The following is an 18,159-nucleotide window of genomic DNA, read 5'->3' as shown; positions in this document are numbered from 1 at the left end:
CGTTCAACCGGGGCCAGGTTACAGCCGCAGGGCTTTTACCATGTTGGGGCGATCCAAAAGCGCGTCATAGCCGGTGGTGTCTTCGGCCATCACCAGCGCGTTCAGGATGGCTTCTTCTGCCGCCTCGATCACCGCCTCGAACAGGGGCGAGCAGGCGTCGTTGGCCAGGGATTCGTCCTTGGTCAACGAAAACGCCAAGGCGTAGTCGCCCGATCCGCTCGACAGGGCCGAGCCGATGCGGGCCAGCCCTGCAAAGCTGCGGGTCGCCAGCCGAGTCAGATTGCGCGCGCACAAAGGCGCATCCGTGGCGATGATCAGAACGATGGAACCGTCGGCATCAGCCTCGGAGGTTTCAGACAAATCGCGACCATCCACGCGCAGGGTGCCACCAAAGTTCGACTGCACCAGAACACCCACGCAGTGATCGCCCACAAGGCGCGATGACGTGCCGATCCCGCCTTTCAAGCCAAACGAGATCGTCCCGGTCCCGGCCCCGACACAGCCTTCGGCCACGGGACCACCTTTTGCAGTGTCGAGCGCTTGCCGCATCTCGGCTATGGTGGGCCGCGCAGCCCGGATGTCGTTCAGGCGGCCATCGTTGGTTTCGCCCACAACCGAATTGATCGAAGTGACCAGTTCGTTGCCGGGCTGCGCCAATGTGTGCCGCACCAATGCCTCAACCCCGCGACCAACGGCCAGGGTGTTGCTGAGCAGAATGGGTGTTTCCAGCTCACCCAACTCCTGCACCTGCGTGGCACCTGCAAACTTGCCGAAGCCGTTCAAGACCGAGAGCCCAGCGCGAGGGCGATCCGCGAACACATTGCCGGGATGCGGCAGGATGGCGGTCGCACCGGTGCGGGTGCGCGCGCCTTCGTTCAGGGTGACATGTCCAACAGCCACCTGCCCCACATCCGTGATCGCGTTCAGTGGACCGGGCGCAAATCGCCCGATCTTGATCCCGACGTCACGGGCGCGCGGCATCTCAGCTCAGCGCCTCGTTGCAACGGCCACAGACGCCTGCGTGGCTGTGCGCCCCGACGTCCGGCAGGATCTTCCAGCAGCGCTGACATTTGGCGCCTTCTGCCTTTTCGAACACCACCGACACACCGTTGATTTCCGGCACGCGGAAAGCCTCGGCCGGGGACGGATCGCCCGTCACGGACAAGCCGGATGTGATGCACAGGTCATCGACATCAAAGGTCGCCAGCAGTTCACGGGTGTCCTTGTCATCGATATGCACCACGGGTGCTGCCTCAAGGCTGGAGCCGATGACCTTCTCCCGGCGCTGGAGTTCCAGCGAGGCGGTCACGGCACGACGCACGCGGCGTACCTTGGCCATGGCCTCTTCCAACTCGGCGTTGCGCCAGTCGGCGGGTGTTTCAGGGAAATCGACCAGATGCACCGAACTGTCATCGCCCGGGAAGCGCTCCAACCAGACCTCTTCCATTGTGAAGACCAGAACCGGGGCCAGCCAGGTGGTCAGGCGGTGGAACAGGATGTCCAGAACCGTACGCGCCGAGCGGCGGCGCAGGGTGTCACCGTCGCAGTACAACGCGTCCTTGCGGATGTCGAAGTAGAAGGCCGACAGGTCCACGGTGGCAAAGTTGAAGATCGCGCTGAACACGCCTTGGAAGTCGAACTTGGCATAGCCCTCGCGCACTTGCGCATCCAGCTCGGCCAGACGGCCCAGCACCCAACGCTCCAGACGCGGCATTTCGGCGGGGTCCACCCGGTCGGCCTCAGTAAAGTCGGCCAGCGAGCCCAGCATATAACGCATGGTGTTGCGCAGGCGACGATAGCTGTCGGCGGTGCCTTTCAGGATTTCCGGCCCGATCCGCTGGTCGGCGGTGTAATCGGTCTGGGCCACCCACAGGCGCAGGATGTCGGCGCCATATTGCTTGATCACCGCCTCGGGCACGATTGTGTTGCCGAGCGATTTGGACATCTTCATGCCCTTCTCGTCCAGCGTGAAGCCGTGCGTCACCACATTGCGATAGGGCGCGCGGCCCTTGGTGCCACAGGCCTGCAACAGCGAGCTATGGAACCACCCGCGGTGCTGGTCAGTGCCCTCCATGTACACGTCGGCGATACCGTCCTCGGTCCCGTCTTCGCGGTCGCGCAGAACGAATGCGTGGGTCGAGCCGGAGTCGAACCACACATCAAGCACGTCGAATACCTGATCATAGGCCTCCGGGTCAGCGATGCCGTCCAGAACCTTGGCCTTGAACCCATCCTCATACCAGACATCAGCGCCGTGCTCTTTGAACTCGGCCTTGATGCGGGCGTTCAGATCAGCGTTGCGCAGCAGGTAATCGGCATCCGTGGGCAGCGCGCCCTTCTTGGTAAAGCAGGTCAGCGGCACGCCCCAGGCGCGTTGACGCGACAGAACCCAATCGGGGCGATCCTCGATCATCGAGAACAGGCGGTTGCGGCCCCGCTGCGGGGTCCATTTCACCAGCTCGTCGATCGAACGCAGCGCCCGTTCGCGGATGCTGTCGCCCATCTCACCCATACCGTCGTCCAGCTTGCGGTCAACAGACGCAAACCACTGCGGCGTGTTGCGATAGATGATCGGCGCTTTGGACCGCCACGAGTGCGGGTAACTGTGCTTGATCTTGCCACGCGCCAGCAACCCGCCGACCTCGACTAGCTTGTCGATGACGGTCTTGTTGGCGTCGCCCTCACCGCCCTTGCGAGACAGGATGAACTTGCCCCCAAAGAACGGCAGATCTGCCCGGAAAGAGCCGTCGTCCATCACGTTGTAGGTGATGACCTGTTCCAGCATGCCCAGATCACGGTAGAGCTCGAATTCTTCCATACCGTGGGAGGGCGCACAGTGTACGAAACCTGTGCCTTCGGTGTCAGTCACGAAGTCAGCCGCACGGAAATCACGGATGTCATCCCACTCGCCATTGCCACCTTCGGCCCCGGCCAGCGGATGCGCCAGACCGATCCCTTCGAGGTCCGAGGCAGGAACATCTGCCACTCGGGTCCACTGATCATCATCCAGACGCGCGCGGCGGAACACATCCGCGGCCAGATTGTCGGCCAAGATGTATTTGTCGCCCACATTGGCCCAGCATTCGTCCGGCGTGCCGGTCACTTCGTAGAGGCCGTAGGCGATCTCGTCCCCATAGACGACCGCCTTGTTCGACGGGATGGTCCAGGGCGTCGTGGTCCAGATCACGACATGCGCGCCCGCCAGCTTGTGGTCAGCGGGTTCGGCAACCTTGAACTTCACCCAGATGGTGAAGCTTTCCTTGTCGTGGTATTCCACCTCGGCCTCCGCCAGGGCAGTCTTTTCGATGGGCGACCACATGACGGGCTTGGAACCCTGGTACAAAGTCCCGTTCATCAGGAACTTCATGAACTCATCCGCGATCACCGCCTCGGCGTCGTACGCCATGGTCAGGTACGGATCGGCCCAGTTGCCGGTGATGCCCAGACGTTTGAATTCTTCGCGCTGGATGCCCACCCACTCATCGGCAAAGGCGCGGCATTCGCGGCGGAAGTCCACCACGTTCACTTCGTCCTTGTTCTTGCCCTTCTTGCGGTACTGTTCCTCGATCTTCCATTCGATCGGCAGACCGTGGCAATCCCAGCCCGGCACATAGCGCGCGTCGTGGCCCATCATCTGATGGCTGCGCACGATCATGTCCTTGATGGTCTTGTTCAGCGCGTGGCCGATGTGCAGGTGGCCGTTCGCGTAAGGAGGGCCATCGTGCAGGATAAAGGGCTTGCGGCCCTGTTTTTCGCGCAGGCGGTCATAAACGCCGATCTTTTCCCAACGTTCCAGCCATGCGGGCTCGCGCTTGGGCAGGCCTGCGCGCATGGGGAAATCGGTCTTGGGCAGGTTCAACGTGTCTTTGTATTCGGGCGTATCGGTTGTTTTGTCGGAGCACATGTGTGGCGTCCTTTGGGTATCGTCGTGGCGTGTAAGGATCGAAGCGGTCAGTGCGAAGTCTCAAGCACCTTTGCCCGGCGTCTCAAGGGGTCAGAGCGCCGGGGATATAATTCGAATAATGATGAGGCTCAGATGGCTCATGCGCGCCTTATAGGACGGCGACCGAGCGGCGTAAAGCTTGGACCTGTGAACTATCGTCACAGGTACCTTCGTTTCAACTTGAAGCAGAGTGACGCTAATTATAGTCAGAAGAAAAAAGGCAACTGAGACACCCATGAAAAAAAAATTTCAATATCGCGGTTTTGTTCGCGACCACCATTGCTTTGAGCGGCTGCGAAACTCCGACCAAAACGAATACGTCTAATTCCACCAAGGGGCTCGACAGCCCCTCATCGGCCTTGCAATTCACCGCGCAGGGCAAAGGGATGAAACCCCTTGCCTTCCTTCCCAGCCAAGTGCAATTCAAAAACCAGGAAAATGCCGCCAGCGGCAGTCTACCGCCGAAAAACGCAGCCTGCACTTTGAACAGCGTCGCCTTCACTGCGGAAATCGAGTTGCCTGAAAAGCTGACGCTGCCAACCTATGGCCAGACATCGCCTGACCTGACCTTGACATGCACCGCCAACGGCAAGACGCTGAAGAAAACGATCGAACCCGTAAACTGGACGGCCGAGGCCTATCGCAATCAGGCAGCAGGCCACATGTTGATCGGCTTTGGCTTGGTCGGTGTCGCAGCCACTGGCGCAGCCGCCTCCAACCGCGACAAATCCAATGACCTTTGGGGCTATCCTCAGGTGGTCAACCTCGAATATTGATTATCGCATGTGCAGGCCAACCCGGCCTGCACACACTTACCTCTCGCCCTTAGAAAACAACCCACTCAACGCCCCCTTGACGATGCCCCGCACCGACGGGTGGTGGCGCTCGGAGAAGGGCAGCGGGCGGCAAACCTCCATCGCGGCGACGCCGACACGGGCGCTGAGGGCGCCGTTGACCAGCCCCTCGCCAAATCGACGCGACAGTTTGCTCAGGATCGAGCCGCCCAGAACAGGCTCCAGCAGGTCATCGCCAACAGCCACCGCACCGGTCGCCACCAGATGCGAGAACACGGCGCGGGTCAGCCGCCAACTGCCAAAGAACCCGGCCTGCCCGCCATAGATCTCGGCCACGCGGCGGATCATGCGCAGGGAGGCGGCCAGCGCCGTCAGCACATCCGCAAGCGCCAGCGGCACCAAAGCTGTCACCGTGGCCACTTGGCGTGCGGCCGCCTCGACTTCGGCCCGGGCGGCGGCATCCAAAGTTGCAAGCATCTCGTCCTCAACCAAGGCCAACAGCCCCGACGCATCGAATTGCTCGTCCATCCGCTCTATCACGCGGTCGCGGCCCCAGCGGACGTCGTCCCGCCCCCGGTAGAAGGCAAGCATGCGTTTCGACACATCTTTGGCCTGCCTCAACTCGCCACTGGCCAGCGCCTCATCCGCGGCGCGGCGCAGGCCATCAACGCGAGACAGACGGCCAATGGCGGCCAGTTCCTTGATGACGATCACCAGCGTTACCAGAGCCAAAGCCCCGATCAGGCCGGTCACGGCGTAACCCAGCATGGGCATTCGCGTGTTCAGAGAGGCCACGAAATCCCACGCTGCGACCGAGACAACCGCGCCCAGCACCGACAGCGCCAAGGCCCAGAACCATTTCGCCAAACGCGAGGGTTTGCGCGCGGCCACCTTGGCAGCCATCTGCATGGCCTGCCCTGTAGGCGCGGCCACATCGGGCACAGGTGGGGCGTCCGCGACCGACGTTGTCGGCTCTTCTTCCAGGTCGATTACAACGGGACCTTTGCTCATGTTTGCGGCTCTTCCTTGGCTGTCCTCGTCCATACGTAAGTGATGTCGGGCAGGTTTTCATCGTTTCCGGTTCCATCGCCGCGACCAGTTTCGACGAAGCCTTCGCGTTGATAGAATCGTTGTGCGTCGGTGTTGGCCTGAAAAACGTTCAATGCCAGTCGTTCACTGCTCGCCTTGGCGTCGTCCAGAAGCGCCTTGCCACCCCCCTGCCCCTGAACGTCGGACTGCATGTAAAGCGAATGTACAAAACCCTCATTCAAAGCCAGAAATCCAACAACCACGCGGTCGCGCTCGGCGACACGCACCCAACCGCGATCCACCATCAGACCGGCGAACGAAAGATCCTCGGCCCGGGTGTGGATCCGCGGCATCCAAGGCGTGTCGTCGATGAAAGCCGACAAGATGGCCCCAATCGCACCGGCATCCGCCCCATGGGCGGCGCGGATGATCACAGCCGATCCCCGATCAGGAATTGTACCGCACGATCCAGGCGGATATGCGGTGGTCCGTCGCCTGGCTTGAGCGTCAGCGGCGCCGGGGCGAACCCCATGGCTTGATAATCCCCGTCCAGCCAGGCCTCGGCCCCATCGCGTGCGGGCTGCAGCAGGTGCGAGGGGTCGTCGGGCAAGGCACCGGGGTACAGCGCAGCCTGCTTTCCGCTGTCCAGCAGAGTGCCCCGGACGCAAGGCAGCTCTTGCCCGTTGTGGCTGTGCATCTCTTCGGTTGTGGCCCGCAGCGAAGCCAACGACAGTGCTGCCGTCTCGGCCCCCGCAAACTGTGCCCGGTCGCGGGCGTCACGGGTCAGCGCCTCCATGATGCTGGTCAACTGTGGGTGCTGCAGGTGGTGCAGATGATCTGCCTTGGTGGCCGCAAACAGGATCTTTTCCACCCGCTTGCCCATCAGCAGGCTGGCGAGCCAGGCGTTGCGACCAGGGCGAAAGCTGGTGAGGATATCAGCCAGTGCGTGACGCATATCCTCGACCGCCTTTGGGCCCTTGCTGATCGCGCCCAAAGTATCAACCAGCACGACCTGCCGGTCGATGCGCGAGAAATGATCGCGGAAAAAGGGTTTGACCACACGCGCTTTATACGCCTCGAACCGACGTTCCATTTCGCGGTGCAAGCTGCGGCGCGCAGAAGACACGGTCACAGGCAGCGGCGCGAAGGTCAACACCGGCGAGCCCGCCAGATCCCCGGGCAACAGAAAACGACCCGGCGTGCAATCATAGTACCCAGTGTCACGGGCGGCATTCAGATAGGTTGCAAAGCTCTGCGCCAGGGTTTGCGCCAAGGGCTCGTCATGCGCCGCTTCGGGATCGATCCCCGCCAGCGCGCTCATGTAATCCGCGGCACAGCGTCGATCCGCAATCCGCTCCAATGTCTCGCGCGACCAATCGTCAAAGCTGCGATCCAGCAAAGCCAGATCCAGCAGCCATTCACCGGGATAGTCCACGATATCCAGATGCACCGTACGCGGCCCTTGCAAGCCCGACAGCAAGCCAGTGGGTCTCACCCTAAGCGACAGGCGCAGTTCCGAGATTGCGCGGGTGCTGTCCGGCCAATGGGGCGACGGGCCGGTCAATGCACCCAGATGGGTTTCGTAGTCGAACCGCGGCACGGTGTCATCGGGTTGGGGTTGCAGATAGGCGGCTTCGATCCGGCCCTCTTGCGCGGCGACCAATCCTGGCATCCGACCCCGATCCAGCAGGTTGGCAACCAGCGAGGTGATGAAAACCGTCTTGCCCGAACGCGCGAGGCCTGTGACGCCCAGCCGAATGACCGGCTCGAACAAGGCCTCGGACACGGTATCGCCGACGGTTTCAACGCTGCGCACCACGCGATCAGCCAGAGATGAGATGACCAAACTTATGTCCTGCCCAAATTGCTTTGCCCCAAGATAGGGAGCCGCCCCCGCCCTGACTAGACTTGTCGCACAAGGCGCGCTACTGCCCGACGCCATGTCACGTTACGCATTGAAAGTCGAATACCAGGGCGCGCCGTTTGCCGGATGGCAGCGGCAAAAGGATCAACCTTCGGTCCAGGGCGCGATCGAAGCGGCGCTTGCCTGTCTGGAACCGGGCCCCCACACGATTGCTGCCGCAGGGCGCACCGATGCGGGCGTGCATGGGCTGGGACAGGTGGCGCATTGTGACCTGACCAAGGACTGGGATCCGTTCCGTTTGTCCGAGGCGCTTAACCACCACCTGAAGCCCGCGCCCGTCGCAATCGTGGCTGCCGCGCGCGTGGATGATGACTGGCACGCGCGGTTTTCGGCAGTGGAACGGCAGTATCTGTTCCGTATCCTGCAACGCCGCGCCCCTGCGACCCATGACAAGGGGCAGGTCTGGCGTGTGAATCACCGGCTTGATGTGGACGCCATGCGCGAAGGGGCAGCCCATCTGATCGGGTTGCATGACTTCACCACCTTTCGATCGTCCATCTGCCAGGCGGCAAGTCCGGTCAAAACGCTGGACGAGCTGCGGATCGAAGAGGTTCAGGGCTTCTCAGGTCCCGAGATTCACTTTCACGTACGCGCGCGGTCGTTCCTGCACAATCAGGTGCGCAGTTTCGTGGGCACGTTGGAACGCGTCGGCTCCGGGAGTTGGTTGCCTGACGATGTAAGAACAGCTTTGGAGGCCTGCGACCGCGCCGCCTGCGGCCCGGTCTGCCCACCGCAAGGCCTCTATCTGGCGCGCGTGGGCTACCCGGACGATCCGTTCACGTCTTGATCGGATGCAAAACCAGCGTTTGTAGCGCAACGCCCACCGGTCCTTTGGTGTCATAAAGGGTGGCGTGGGACATCCCTACCCCGGTGTCGTGCCAATGAGACACCGAGTCTGATGCCAACCAGTCGCTTTCCGGTTCACGGTGAATTTGCAGAGTCAAATCTGTGTTCATGAAACCAATCTGCTTCGGCACTTCATTCATCGACAGACCGTTCCCGCAATCAGCCAGCGCACAAATTGATTGAATAGGGGACTGGTTTTCGCCCTCAATCAGATTGGGCACTCGGGCCCAAACGATTTTTGGGCCAGGTTCGCGAGATTGCCCTTTCGGGAAAGCCATTTCTGTGAAGTTGCCGAACATCGGCTTGTCGTGAATACCCGCGATCAGGATCGGTTCACCTTGCTCGGCATCCTCGAACCGAGGGCTTTGAACCCGCGCCGTTGGCACATCCGACAGCTCTTTGCGCACCAGATGCATTGTACTGGCGATGGCACATATGGTGCCATCTTCGGCCACAACTTCGATCCGTGTGGTGGTCAACGTCCGCGAGTTCCGAAGCACGTCCGTATTGATCCTCAGCCCCTGCAAGGGCACCGGGCGCAGCACGTCAATGGTCAGGCGGGTAAGCATCTTGGCAGGCCCCGCCGCCGCCTCGGCCGCGCGGCACACCAGCCCCGTGACGGGACCGGCATGACAATGATCAGGCGACCATGGGCCGCGGGCGGGGTCGTTTCCGTGAAACGAGCCATCCGCAGCCACCTTGAAATACGAGAGGTCCCGCATCTGGGGTCAGACTTTCTCCTGCGTGTACTGGCGCAGTTCGGTCCGGGCCACCTGACGGCGGTGCACCGCATCCGGGCCATCGGCCAGACGGAGCGTCCGCACGTGGGTCCATGCGATGGCCAGCGGGGTGTCCTGACTTACGCCCTGACCGCCGAACATCTGCACCGCTTCGTCGATCACCTTGAGCGCCACGCGGGGTGCCACAACCTTGATCTGGCTGATCCACGGTGCAGCTGCACGTGCGTCGCCCTGATCCATGTACCACGCCGCCTTGAGGCACAGCAGGCGGGCCATTTCGATCTCCATCCGGCATTCGGCGATGATGTCATAGTTGGCGCCAAGCTGGGCCAGTTTCTTGCCAAACGCCTCGCGCTGCAGCGAGCGTTTGCACATACGCTCCAGCGCGATCTCGGCCTGACCGATGGCGCGCATGCAGTGGTGGATACGGCCCGGCCCAAGGCGGCCTTGGGCAATCTCGAACCCGCGCCCCTCGCCCAGCAGGATGCTGTCGGCGGGCACGCGAACGTTGGTAAAGCGGATGTGCATGTGCCCGTGCGGCGCGTCGTCGTGGCCATAGACCTCCATCGGGCGCAGGATCTCGATACCCGGCGCATCGGCTGGCACCACGATCATCGACTGGCGCTTGTGCTTGGGCAGTTCGTCCCCACCGGTCTTGACCATGACGATATAGACCTTGCAGCGCGGATCGCCTGCCCCCGAGGACCACCATTTTTCGCCGTTCAAGACATAGTCATCACCGTCCCGCACGCAGGACATCGAAATATTTGTCGCGTCCGAGCTGGCCACGTCAGGTTCGGTCATCAGGTAAGCCGAGCGAATTTCACCCGCGAGCAGCGGCTTGAGCCATTGCTCTTTCATGGCATCGTTGCCGTAGCGTTCGAACACTTCCATGTTGCCGGTATCGGGCGCGGAACAGTTGAACACCTCGGCGCCCAGGGGCGTTTTGCCCATCTGCTCGGCGAAATAGGCATATTCGACGGTCGACAAGCCAAAGCCCTTGTCGCTGTCGGTCAACCAGAAGTTCCACAGCCCCTCGGCCTTGGCCTTGGCCTTGAGCCCTTCGAGGATCTCGGTCTGGCGCGCGGTGTACTTCCAGCGGTCTTCCTTGGCGATCTCGTCATGGTATTCCTGCTCGAGCGGCATGATCTCGTCCCGGATCATCGCTGTGACGCGATCCAGTAGTGCGCGGTTCTCGTCCCGCATCGTGAAACTCATATCCATGAAATCCTCCCCTTGCGCTCCGATGCCAACCACCGGGCTGGCGCATGCGCTGAAATTCCGGTCTTTACCTCTGGTCAAAGTGTGGCTTAGCTGCGCCGGGTAAGTCCAGCAGTGTGACGGCACGTCATCGAAAAGTTTGTCGGAAAGAGAGAGCGCAATGGCCCTGTTAATCGAAATTGGCATGAGCGGATGGATGTCCGAACAGGATCTGGCAGATCAGGTGCGCGCCGCCATGCCTGAGGCCGATGTTCGGATAAGCACCAACATAGGCAACCCCGAAGACATCACCATGATGGCCGTGGTCAGCCTGCAAGGCGATCGCCCGAGCGAGTTTGTAAACCTGCAGCTGGTGCAAAAGCTGGGCGCAGGTGTTGAAACCATCGTCAAACACCCCGGCCTGCCCGACCATGTCCGTGTGACGCGCCTGAAGCCCGACGCCCCGGCGCGCGAGATTGCCGAATGGTTCCTCGCCTACATCCTGCGGGCTCAACGCAACATGGACAAGCACGATGCCGATCAGGCAATCAGCACATGGTCCCCGGTCGAACCGCGCTACACCCCCGATACGGTGGTCGGTGTCCTAGGATTGGGTCACATCGGCAGCCGATCTGCGGGCATGCTGCGCGACGTGGGCTTTCAGGTCAAAGGCTGGAGCCGGTCGCCAAAACAGATCGAAGGCGTGGATTGCCGCCATGGTTATGACGCCCTGCCCGAATTGCTGGGTGAATGCGATTTCGTCTGCTGCATCCTACCGTCGACGGCCGAAACCGTGGGCCTGTTTGATGCAAAGCTTCTGTCAGCCATGAAATCCGGCGCTCAACTGCTGAACGCAGGACGCGGGGATTTGATTGATGAACCCGCGCTGATGACTGCCCTTGATGCGGGTCAATTCGACCGAGCGGTGTTGGATGTGGTCAGCGAAGAACCCCTCCCCTCGGACAACCCGCTTTGGTCGCACCCAAAAGTGGTGATCACACCCCATGTCTCTGGCTGGCACCTAGGCGACGCGTTGAAGGATGTGGCGGAAAACTATCGCCGCCTGAGTGCGGGTGAGCCGCTGCTCCATGAGGTGGACCGGGATCGCGGGTACTGAGCCTCCACGAAGGGGGAGTTGGCTTCTACCCAACCTCTTCAACGCGGCAAGTCAACTGCGCCCCACCGGGCGGCGTGAACATCGCCTCGCTGCCCTTTGTGAACAACGAAGCAACGCCATCCAGACCTGCGCTGCTCTGATACTTGCCCCCTGATCCCGAAGGCACGCGAGACAAGGCAACAGCATTGTCCCGCCACCTCAGCACCGCCATCGGGGTCTGCCCGTTTACGAAAACCACGCCGATCGCGGCGTCGAACCCGTCACAATCCAGAACTTTGGGCCCAAGGCTGATGCCCGAAGCATCATCGCTGCGAGCATCGGAATAGCCTGTACGAAGATCCATGATGCGAAATGCGTATTCGTTGGCAACACAGGTGCTCAGATCCAAGGACGACTTCCAACACTCGTCGCGCCCCTTGATCCACCCCCTTTGCATGGCCTTCAATTCATCAAGCCGCGCACCAGACACGCCTGCGACCGCCAATTGGTACAAGCGCGCCGTTTCCACATCCAGCTCGGCCAACGCCTCTGAGGTACAGACCGCGACTTCGGCGTCGCTTTGGGCCCTGGCACAATCGAACGACGGATCAGCTGCGTGTACAACAGATGAGACGGACACAAGCAGAACTGCCACAAACCAGTGCTTCATGAGACACCACCCTTTCGATCCCAAACCTAGGCGGCATGGGCTGCGAGTCAAAGCGTACCGGTGGCCTTTGGCGCAACCGCAGCGCCGCGCACTGCGCGGCGCTGCCCGGCCCAACGAGAGGATGTTTTTCGTCAGAAAAATTGACGATGGGCGGGAGCCCCCCCGCCAAACCGAATCAACCGATGAAATCGTTGTACCCGGCTTCGTCCATGTAATCGTCCATGGGCGACAGATCGGACGGTTTCATCTTGAAGAACCACGCCTCGCCCATCGGGTCTTCGTTCACCCGGCCGGGCGCGTCGACAAGCGCTTCGTTGACCTCGACGATCTCGCCATCCAGCGGGGCCAGGATGTCCGAGGCCGCCTTGACGCTTTCGATGACCACGATCTCGTCGTCCTTGGACACTTCGGTGCCTGCCTCGGGCAATTCGATGAACACCACATCACCCAATTGCTCGGCCGCATGGGCCGTGATGCCCACCACGATCAGATCACCCTCGGGCAGCAGCCATTCATGTTCTTCAGTAAATTTCATGTCTCTTGTCTTCCCAGTTGGTCATTCACTGAGGGGTAACACCCCATGAGCCACACGCCATGAGCACCATGCGCACCGGACCCAATGCCCCCTCTGTCCCTTCGCCTGAGAACGTTATCCCTTCGGCGGGCACTGTTGCGCCTCTCTCCAGAGTTTTCTTTGGCACACGGTCCTTTTGGCCTGAGAGTTTCCGGGGCGGTTGCTCCTTCGGCACCAGCTTTGCGCCAGTTCTCCCGCGTGCATGAGGCCACCGTACTAAGGCCCATTCGCACCGACAAGTCCTTACCGGCACGGGGGGCTCCCGCCCGTCGTCGATGCCCCTTGCGGGTCACCTCCTCTCGTTGGGCCGGGCACATGCTGGGCAAGCCCGCATGTGCCTGCCGCAAAACGCATGGGGTCCTGCCCCTAGGGCGTCAACAACCAGGTGCCGTTGGCATCCTGGCACCACCGCGTCCGGATTTCACGAGATTGCGGGGCACCTTTGGGAAACACGAAATGCTGCAGATAGACACAGCTGCCCTGACGTGCCCGAAGTTTGACGGTGCCTTTGGACGCCGTTTCGGGGTTGTTCCAGGACAACTGCCGACCAACGGCCGGGATCCCATTGGCAAAGAGCTGATTCACTGTCGCTTGCATGACTTTGTAGTCATCTGGCGAGAGGCCAATCTCGCTGATGATCCGCGACAGTGGTTTGGCTTGCATGGCTTGCCCTGCCAACCCCAACATCGTCGACAAAAAAACGACCGAAATCAAATGCTTCATTGCTGCCTCAAATGTTCCTGATGGTCCGATCACAACCAAAACGCGTATCGAACACAGTCCGTGTTCCCATCGTTACACTGCCCGTGTCGGCTTGTCCAAACCCTCAAGGTGCAAATCTTCAAAATATCCCGAAGAAAGCTATCCGATTAACGCGCCTTTCCAGCCAATTGCCAATCCCCGCATAGTGAGAGCAACTCTCACACACGAGGCTTGCATGGCACACCCCACCTATTACTCCCCAACCGGCGGTCACCCCGGACAAGAACAGCTGTTGACCGACCGCGCCATGTTCACCACGGCCTATGCCGTCATTCCCAAAGGCACGATGCGCGACATCGTCACCAGCTTTCTGCCCTTCTGGGACGAAACGCGCGTTTGGGTTCTGGCTCGCCCGATGAGCGGCTTTGCCGAGACCTTTTCGCATTACATCATGGAAGTTCAGCCCGGTGGCGGCAGCGAACGCCCGGAAACCGACCCAAACGCCGAAGGTGTGTTGTTCGTGGTCGAGGGAGCAGTGACTCTAACCATCGAAGGCAGCGATCATGTGCTCGAACCGGGCGGCTATGCCTATCTGCCCGCAGGATGCGCCTGGCGTTTGAAGAACCACGCCGGACCGGCAGCGCGGTTTCACTGGATCCGCAAAGCGTACCAAGCGGTTGACGGAATTGACTTGCCAGAGCCTTTTGTCACCCGTGAACAGGACGTTGCCCCAAACGAGATGCCGGGAACCGAGGGGCGCTGGTCCACCACTCGTTTTGTGGAACCTGAAGACCTGCGCCACGACATGCACGTCAATATCGTGAACTTCCTGCCAGGCGGGGTCATTCCATTTGCCGAAACCCATGTGATGGAACACGGGCTCTACGTGCTCGAGGGCAAGGCGGTCTATCGGCTGAATCAGGACTGGGTCGAGGTCGAGGCCGGTGATTACATGTGGCTGCGCGCCTTTTGCCCACAGGCCTGCTATGCGGGCGGCCCTGGTCCGTTCCGCTATCTGTTGTACAAAGACGTCAATCGCCACATGCCCTTGTCACCACCGCGCTAATCCGGGTGTCAGGGGTTCACAGGCCGCGCGAAATTTGGTCAAACAGAGTCATTGCATTAGAAATGACGGAGATTGGTCGATGAAAATCCGCGCAACAGTTCCTGTTCTGCTGGCAGCCCTTGCTGTCGCGGGCTGCGAGGCCACCACTTTGACCAAGCCGGAATATCCCACCAAATCTGTTGGTGTGCTAAGCCGCACGTGGGAAGTGGTTCAGGTCGCGGACACCCCGGTCACCTATCGGGCGACCCGCGATTGGAACAACCTCAACCCCTATGGCCCGCCGCCGCGCCGCCGCAGCGTGCAAGCGGCAACGGCCATTCAGCAGGCCACCGGGTGCCGGGTGATCTGGTCGAGCATGTATGAAAACATCTCGGGCCAGTTCTATTCTCAGGTCAGCTGCCCGCCGAGCGTCGCCTCGGGCAGTTAAACAGACGCCCCCATCGCAATCGACAGGGTCCGCGCAGCGGTTTTGACCGCCTGCGCCAAGCCGTCGATGTCTTCATCCGTGACCCGAACGGTCGGGCCTGAGACCGATATGCCCGCGACCGGCTCGCCAAAGGCGTCGAACACGGGGGCGGCGATGCAGCGCATACCGTCTGTTTTCTCATCTGCGTCAAAGGCATAACCGCGATCCCGGCTGATTTCCAAGTCTTCGATCAGTGCCTCGGGTTGGATCAGAGTCTGTGCCGTGTAGGGTGTCAGCGGCTGCGCCGACAAGATCGCGTCGCGCCGCTCCTCAGCCATAAAGGCCAGAAGCGCCTTGCCAATGCCCGAGGCATGCATTTCTGACACCGTACCGGGCGGGAAAAAGGCCCGTATGTTGGAATGTGTCTCGACCTGGCTGACAAACAGCACCTCACCGTTGCGTTCGATGCCAAGGTTGGCGGTCTCTCCGGTCTCTTGCATCAAGGCGCGCAGGATGGGCCGCGCCCGTTCCACAAGGCTGGTGCGGCGCAAAAAGGTGGCGCCGATCAGGAAGGCACCCGGTCCAACACTCCACAGTTGCGCACGGTCGTCGAAATCCACAAGTTCGCGGTTCTGGAACGTCACCAACACGCGATAGACCGTGGCCGGGGATTGTCCAAGGTCCGACGCCAGGTCAGTCAGGGTGACCGCCCCAAGCTCCCCCAACCGCTGCAACACGACGATGGCGCGATCCAGCGACTTGATCGTGTTCTGTTCGGTCTTGTCATGCCATCCGCGCGGGCGCCCACGCGAGCGTTTCTCGGTCGATTCCACTGGGTCATTCATCACGCCACCTCAAGAACGAAAATCAATTTCATAATGTGAAAAATTCAACCATCTGACAAGAAACAATTTTTTCTCCCCTGATGATTTTGAAATATTTTTTCAAAAAAATTGCTGACGCAAACGCCCTCTCCTACGCTTGTCCCCAAGCAACCAAGGAGACGGCCATGAGCCATCAAAATCCTCTGTTCATTCCTGGCCCCACCAACATCCCCGAAGTGGTGCGCAAGGCCTGTGACATGCCCAGCATCGACCACCGGTCGTCGCTGTTTGGTGACATCCTGCATCCCGCCCGCGAGGGTGTACGTCAGGTTTTGAAAAGCAATTCGGCCGAGGTGTTTCTCTTCCCAGCCTCGGGCACCGGCGGCTGGGAGACGGCGATCTGCAACACGCTGTCTCCCGGTGACGCGGTTCTGGTCGCGCGCAATGGTATGTTTTCGCACCGCTGGTTCGACATGTGCCAGCGTCACGGGCTGGACGTGCAGATCGTCGAAACCCGCTGGGGGGACGGCATTGATGCGGCCCGCTACGAAGAAATCCTGACCTCTGACACTGCGCATAGGATCAAGGCAGTTCTGGCGACGCACAACGAGACCGCAACCGGCGTCCGCTCGGACATCAGCGCCATCCGCCGCGCCATCGACAGTGCAGGCCACCCGGCGCTGTTCTTTGTGGATGGGGTCAGTTCCATCGGGTCGATGGACTTCCGGTTTGACGACTGGGGTGTCGATGTCGCCGTGACCGGGTCGCAAAAAGGGTTCATGCTGCCCGCTGGTCTGGCCATCGTGGGCTTCAGCGCCAAGGCCCTGGCCGCGACCGAGACAGCAAAACTGCCGCGCACCTTCTTTGACGTGCGCGACATGGCCGCCGGTTACGCCAACAACGCCTATCCCTATACCCCTGCTGTGGGGCTGATGAACGGGTTGAAACTGACCACGCAGATGCTGCTGGACGAGGGGTTGGAGAATGTCTTTGCCCGCCATCATCGTATCGCCGAAGGTGTGCGCCGTGCCATCCGCGCTTGGGGGCTGGAGCTGTGCGCCGCCTCGCCCGACGTTGCATCCGACACCGTGAGCGCGGTTCTGACACCGGGCATCAATGGCACCGATATCGTCGCTCATGCGGCCGAATCCTATGGCACCGCCTTTGGCGTAGGGCTGGGTGAGGTCGCGGGCAAGCTGTTCCGTATCGGGCACCTTGGCTCGATGACCGACGTCATGGCGCTTTCGGGGATCGCCACGGCCGAGATGTGCATGGCTGATCTGGGGATGAACATCCGACTCGGGTCCGGCGTGGCGGCGGCGCAAGAGTTCTATCGCCAGTCGCACGCCCACCCACAGCAGGACGCCGCGTGATGAAGGACCTGACCATGACTTTGCCCACCTACCAGGACGTGATCGAAGCGCATGACCGCATCGCGCCCCACATCCACCGCACACCTGTCCTGACATCCAGCTACTTTGACGACCTGACCGGTGCGCAACTGTTTTTTAAATGCGAGAACCTGCAAAAAGCGGGTGCCTTCAAGGTGCGGGGTGCGTCGAACGCGGTGTTTGGCCTGGATGACGAGGCCGCGAAACGTGGTGTTGCCACGCACAGTTCGGGCAACCATGCGCTTTCGCTGTCTTATGCGGCCGGGCGACGCGGCATCCCCTGCCACGTGGTCATGCCGCGCACTGCACCCGACGCCAAAAAGGCCGCCGTGCGCGGTTATGGCGGGGTGATTACCGAATGTGAACCCTCGACCAGCAGCCGCGAAGAGGTGTTTGCCCGCGTCCACGCCGAAACCGGTGCCGATTTCGTCCACCCCTACAACGACCCGCGCGTGATCGCTGGGCAAGGCACCTGCTCGCGAGAGCTGATGGAGCAGACCGACGGGTTGGATGCCGTGATCGCGCCGATCGGCGGCGGCGGCATGGTCTCCGGCACCTGTCTGTGGATGAGCCACGCCGCCCCCGAAACCGCGATCTTTGCGGCTGAGCCCGAGCAGGCCGACGACGCGTATCGCAGCTTCAAGGCGGGCCACATCATCGCGGACGATGCGCCGCAAACCGTGGCTGATGGTCTGAAAGTGCCGCTGAAAGAAAACACCTGGCATTTCGTCCAGAACCACGTGAGCGACATCCTGACCGCCAGCGAAGACGAGATCGTCGCGGCCATGAAACTCGCGTGGCAGCGGATGAAGATCGTGCTGGAACCCTCCAGCGCCGTGCCGCTGGCCACCATCCTGAAAAACCCCGGCGTCTTTGCCGGCAAACGCGTGGGCGTGATCATCACCGGCGGCAACGTCGACATGGATCGCCTCCCCTGGACGCAATGAGGACTGA

General features: G+C 61.2%; 18 protein-coding genes and 2 riboswitches. Of the genes, 7 read left to right on the top strand and 11 right to left on the bottom strand.

Annotated features, from left to right (window positions below):
- Positions 1–18: 18 nt before the first annotated feature.
- Complete coding sequence (locus tag TRL7639_RS14095) at positions 19–981, bottom strand: P1 family peptidase (protein ID WP_085796511.1); 963 nt, start codon at positions 979–981, stop codon at positions 19–21.
- Between the two features lies 1 nt (position 982).
- The gene (gene ileS / locus TRL7639_RS14090; protein WP_085796510.1) at positions 983–3,904 is read right to left on the bottom strand and encodes an isoleucine--tRNA ligase; all 2,922 of its coding nucleotides are present in this window, start codon (positions 3,902–3,904) and stop codon (positions 983–985) included.
- A 425-nt stretch (positions 3,905–4,329) separates the two neighbouring features.
- Between ileS and TRL7639_RS14080 the strand changes: the two genes are divergently transcribed.
- Positions 4,330–4,719 carry a hypothetical protein gene (locus TRL7639_RS14080; RefSeq protein ID WP_085796508.1) on the top strand — a complete coding sequence of 130 codons (390 nt, stop codon included), beginning with the start codon at positions 4,330–4,332 and terminating at the stop codon, positions 4,717–4,719.
- A 36-nt stretch (positions 4,720–4,755) separates the two neighbouring features.
- Here TRL7639_RS14080 and TRL7639_RS14075 read toward each other — a convergent pair whose 3' ends face one another.
- Genes TRL7639_RS14075 through TRL7639_RS14065 form a run of 3 tightly spaced genes read right to left on the bottom strand, consistent with a single transcriptional unit; the run spans position 4,756 to position 7,612 of the window.
- On the bottom strand, positions 4,756–5,748 hold the full coding sequence (locus TRL7639_RS14075; protein ID WP_235820387.1) for a YcjF family protein: 993 nt from the start codon (positions 5,746–5,748) through the stop codon (positions 4,756–4,758).
- Entirely contained in the window at positions 5,745–6,200 is a 456-nt protein-coding gene (locus tag TRL7639_RS14070; protein ID WP_235820385.1) for a GNAT family N-acetyltransferase, read from the bottom strand. Before TRL7639_RS14070 ends, TRL7639_RS14075 begins: the two co-directional genes overlap by 4 nt.
- On the bottom strand, positions 6,197–7,612 hold the full coding sequence (locus tag TRL7639_RS14065; protein ID WP_085796506.1) for a YcjX family GTP-binding protein: 1,416 nt from the start codon (positions 7,610–7,612) through the stop codon (positions 6,197–6,199). The genes TRL7639_RS14070 and TRL7639_RS14065 overlap by 4 nt, the downstream gene beginning before the upstream one ends.
- Positions 7,613–7,706: 94 nt before the next feature.
- On the opposite strand from TRL7639_RS14065, the gene truA reads away from it, so the two are divergent.
- Entirely contained in the window at positions 7,707–8,477 is a 771-nt protein-coding gene (gene truA / locus TRL7639_RS14060; protein ID WP_085796505.1) for a tRNA pseudouridine(38-40) synthase TruA, read from the top strand.
- Here truA and TRL7639_RS14055 read toward each other — a convergent pair.
- Positions 8,467–9,258, bottom strand: a complete 792-nt coding sequence (locus TRL7639_RS14055) for a thioesterase family protein (RefSeq protein ID WP_085796504.1) — start codon at positions 9,256–9,258, stop codon at positions 8,467–8,469. The genes truA and TRL7639_RS14055 overlap by 11 nt on opposite strands.
- Before the next feature lie 6 nt (positions 9,259–9,264).
- Positions 9,265–10,500, bottom strand: a complete 1,236-nt coding sequence (locus tag TRL7639_RS14050; protein WP_085796503.1) for an acyl-CoA dehydrogenase family protein — start codon at positions 10,498–10,500, stop codon at positions 9,265–9,267.
- Positions 10,501–10,657: 157 nt separating this feature from the next.
- Here TRL7639_RS14050 and TRL7639_RS14045 point away from each other — a divergent pair, with 157 nt between their 5' ends.
- On the top strand, positions 10,658–11,593 hold the full coding sequence (locus TRL7639_RS14045; protein WP_085796502.1) for a 2-hydroxyacid dehydrogenase: 936 nt from the start codon (positions 10,658–10,660) through the stop codon (positions 11,591–11,593).
- A 25-nt stretch (positions 11,594–11,618) separates the two neighbouring features.
- Here the strand turns inward: TRL7639_RS14045 and TRL7639_RS14040 are convergent, their stop codons facing one another.
- The 3 genes from TRL7639_RS14040 to TRL7639_RS14030 all read right to left on the bottom strand — a co-directional run bounded on the left by TRL7639_RS14040 (position 11,619) and on the right by TRL7639_RS14030 (position 13,539).
- On the bottom strand, positions 11,619–12,242 hold the full coding sequence (locus TRL7639_RS14040; RefSeq protein WP_085796501.1) for an MliC family protein: 624 nt from the start codon (positions 12,240–12,242) through the stop codon (positions 11,619–11,621).
- A gap of 175 nt (positions 12,243–12,417) precedes the next feature.
- Positions 12,418–12,777 carry a glycine cleavage system protein GcvH gene (gene gcvH / locus TRL7639_RS14035; protein ID WP_085796500.1) on the bottom strand — a complete coding sequence of 120 codons (360 nt, stop codon included), beginning with the start codon at positions 12,775–12,777 and terminating at the stop codon, positions 12,418–12,420.
- Positions 12,778–12,860: 83 nt separating this feature from the next.
- A riboswitch (glycine riboswitch) is annotated at positions 12,861–12,934 on the bottom strand.
- A riboswitch (glycine riboswitch) is annotated at positions 12,935–13,023 on the bottom strand.
- Positions 13,024–13,182: 159 nt separating this feature from the next.
- Positions 13,183–13,539, bottom strand: coding sequence for a hypothetical protein (locus tag TRL7639_RS14030; RefSeq protein ID WP_085796499.1), 357 nt, complete (start codon positions 13,537–13,539; stop codon positions 13,183–13,185).
- 214 nt (positions 13,540–13,753) lie between these two features.
- On the opposite strand from TRL7639_RS14030, the gene TRL7639_RS14025 reads away from it, so the two are divergent.
- Complete coding sequence (locus tag TRL7639_RS14025; protein WP_085796498.1) at positions 13,754–14,584, top strand: bifunctional allantoicase/(S)-ureidoglycine aminohydrolase; 831 nt, start codon at positions 13,754–13,756, stop codon at positions 14,582–14,584.
- A gap of 79 nt (positions 14,585–14,663) precedes the next feature.
- Positions 14,664–15,011: a hypothetical protein gene (locus tag TRL7639_RS14020; protein WP_085796497.1), complete on the top strand. Its 348-nt coding sequence runs from the start codon at positions 14,664–14,666 to the stop codon at positions 15,009–15,011.
- On the opposite strand, the gene bhcR is transcribed toward TRL7639_RS14020, so the two are convergent.
- Positions 15,008–15,835 carry an HTH-type transcriptional regulator BhcR gene (gene bhcR, locus TRL7639_RS14015; RefSeq protein ID WP_085796496.1) on the bottom strand — a complete coding sequence of 276 codons (828 nt, stop codon included), beginning with the start codon at positions 15,833–15,835 and terminating at the stop codon, positions 15,008–15,010. The genes TRL7639_RS14020 and bhcR overlap by 4 nt on opposite strands.
- Positions 15,836–15,999: 164 nt before the next feature.
- Here bhcR and bhcA point away from each other — a divergent pair, with 164 nt between their 5' ends.
- Both bhcA and bhcB read left to right on the top strand, forming a co-directional pair.
- A complete protein-coding gene (gene bhcA / locus TRL7639_RS14010) occupies positions 16,000–17,187 on the top strand; it encodes an L-aspartate--glyoxylate aminotransferase BhcA (protein ID WP_085796902.1) in 1,188 nt (395 codons plus the stop codon).
- Positions 17,187–18,152 carry a beta-hydroxyaspartate dehydratase BhcB gene (gene bhcB, locus TRL7639_RS14005; protein ID WP_085796495.1) on the top strand — a complete coding sequence of 322 codons (966 nt, stop codon included), beginning with the start codon at positions 17,187–17,189 and terminating at the stop codon, positions 18,150–18,152. The genes bhcA and bhcB overlap by 1 nt, the downstream gene beginning before the upstream one ends.
- Positions 18,153–18,159: the final 7 nt, after the last annotated feature.

The organism is Falsiruegeria litorea R37 (genome assembly GCF_900172225.1).
Classification (GTDB): Bacteria; Pseudomonadota; Alphaproteobacteria; order Rhodobacterales; family Rhodobacteraceae; genus Falsiruegeria; species Falsiruegeria litorea.
Note: the sequence above shows the minus strand (reverse complement) of the source record. Positions and strands in the feature narration are given on the sequence as shown.

What these genes read in the sequence shown, in the direction of transcription:
- TRL7639_RS14025 (WP_085796498.1), top strand. Translation starts at nt 13,754, where the DNA reads ATGGCACACCCCACCTATTACTCCCCAACCGGCGGTCACCCCGGACAA.
- TRL7639_RS14095 (WP_085796511.1), bottom strand. Translation starts at nt 981, where the DNA reads ATGCCGCGCGCCCGTGACGTCGGGATCAAGATCGGGCGATTTGCGCCC.
- TRL7639_RS14050 (WP_085796503.1), bottom strand. Translation starts at nt 10,500, where the DNA reads ATGGATATGAGTTTCACGATGCGGGACGAGAACCGCGCACTACTGGAT.
- TRL7639_RS14030 (WP_085796499.1), bottom strand. Translation starts at nt 13,539, where the DNA reads ATGAAGCATTTGATTTCGGTCGTTTTTTTGTCGACGATGTTGGGGTTG.
- ileS (WP_085796510.1), bottom strand. Translation starts at nt 3,904, where the DNA reads ATGTGCTCCGACAAAACAACCGATACGCCCGAATACAAAGACACGTTG.
- TRL7639_RS14040 (WP_085796501.1), bottom strand. Translation starts at nt 12,242, where the DNA reads ATGAAGCACTGGTTTGTGGCAGTTCTGCTTGTGTCCGTCTCATCTGTT.
- TRL7639_RS14075 (WP_235820387.1), bottom strand. Translation starts at nt 5,748, where the DNA reads ATGAGCAAAGGTCCCGTTGTAATCGACCTGGAAGAAGAGCCGACAACG.
- bhcA (WP_085796902.1), top strand. Translation starts at nt 16,000, where the DNA reads ATGAGCCATCAAAATCCTCTGTTCATTCCTGGCCCCACCAACATCCCC.
- gcvH (WP_085796500.1), bottom strand. Translation starts at nt 12,777, where the DNA reads ATGAAATTTACTGAAGAACATGAATGGCTGCTGCCCGAGGGTGATCTG.
- TRL7639_RS14045 (WP_085796502.1), top strand. Translation starts at nt 10,658, where the DNA reads ATGGCCCTGTTAATCGAAATTGGCATGAGCGGATGGATGTCCGAACAG.
- bhcR (WP_085796496.1), bottom strand. Translation starts at nt 15,835, where the DNA reads ATGAATGACCCAGTGGAATCGACCGAGAAACGCTCGCGTGGGCGCCCG.
- truA (WP_085796505.1), top strand. Translation starts at nt 7,707, where the DNA reads ATGTCACGTTACGCATTGAAAGTCGAATACCAGGGCGCGCCGTTTGCC.
- TRL7639_RS14055 (WP_085796504.1), bottom strand. Translation starts at nt 9,258, where the DNA reads ATGCGGGACCTCTCGTATTTCAAGGTGGCTGCGGATGGCTCGTTTCAC.
- TRL7639_RS14020 (WP_085796497.1), top strand. Translation starts at nt 14,664, where the DNA reads ATGAAAATCCGCGCAACAGTTCCTGTTCTGCTGGCAGCCCTTGCTGTC.
- TRL7639_RS14080 (WP_085796508.1), top strand. Translation starts at nt 4,330, where the DNA reads ATGAAACCCCTTGCCTTCCTTCCCAGCCAAGTGCAATTCAAAAACCAG.
- bhcB (WP_085796495.1), top strand. Translation starts at nt 17,187, where the DNA reads ATGAAGGACCTGACCATGACTTTGCCCACCTACCAGGACGTGATCGAA.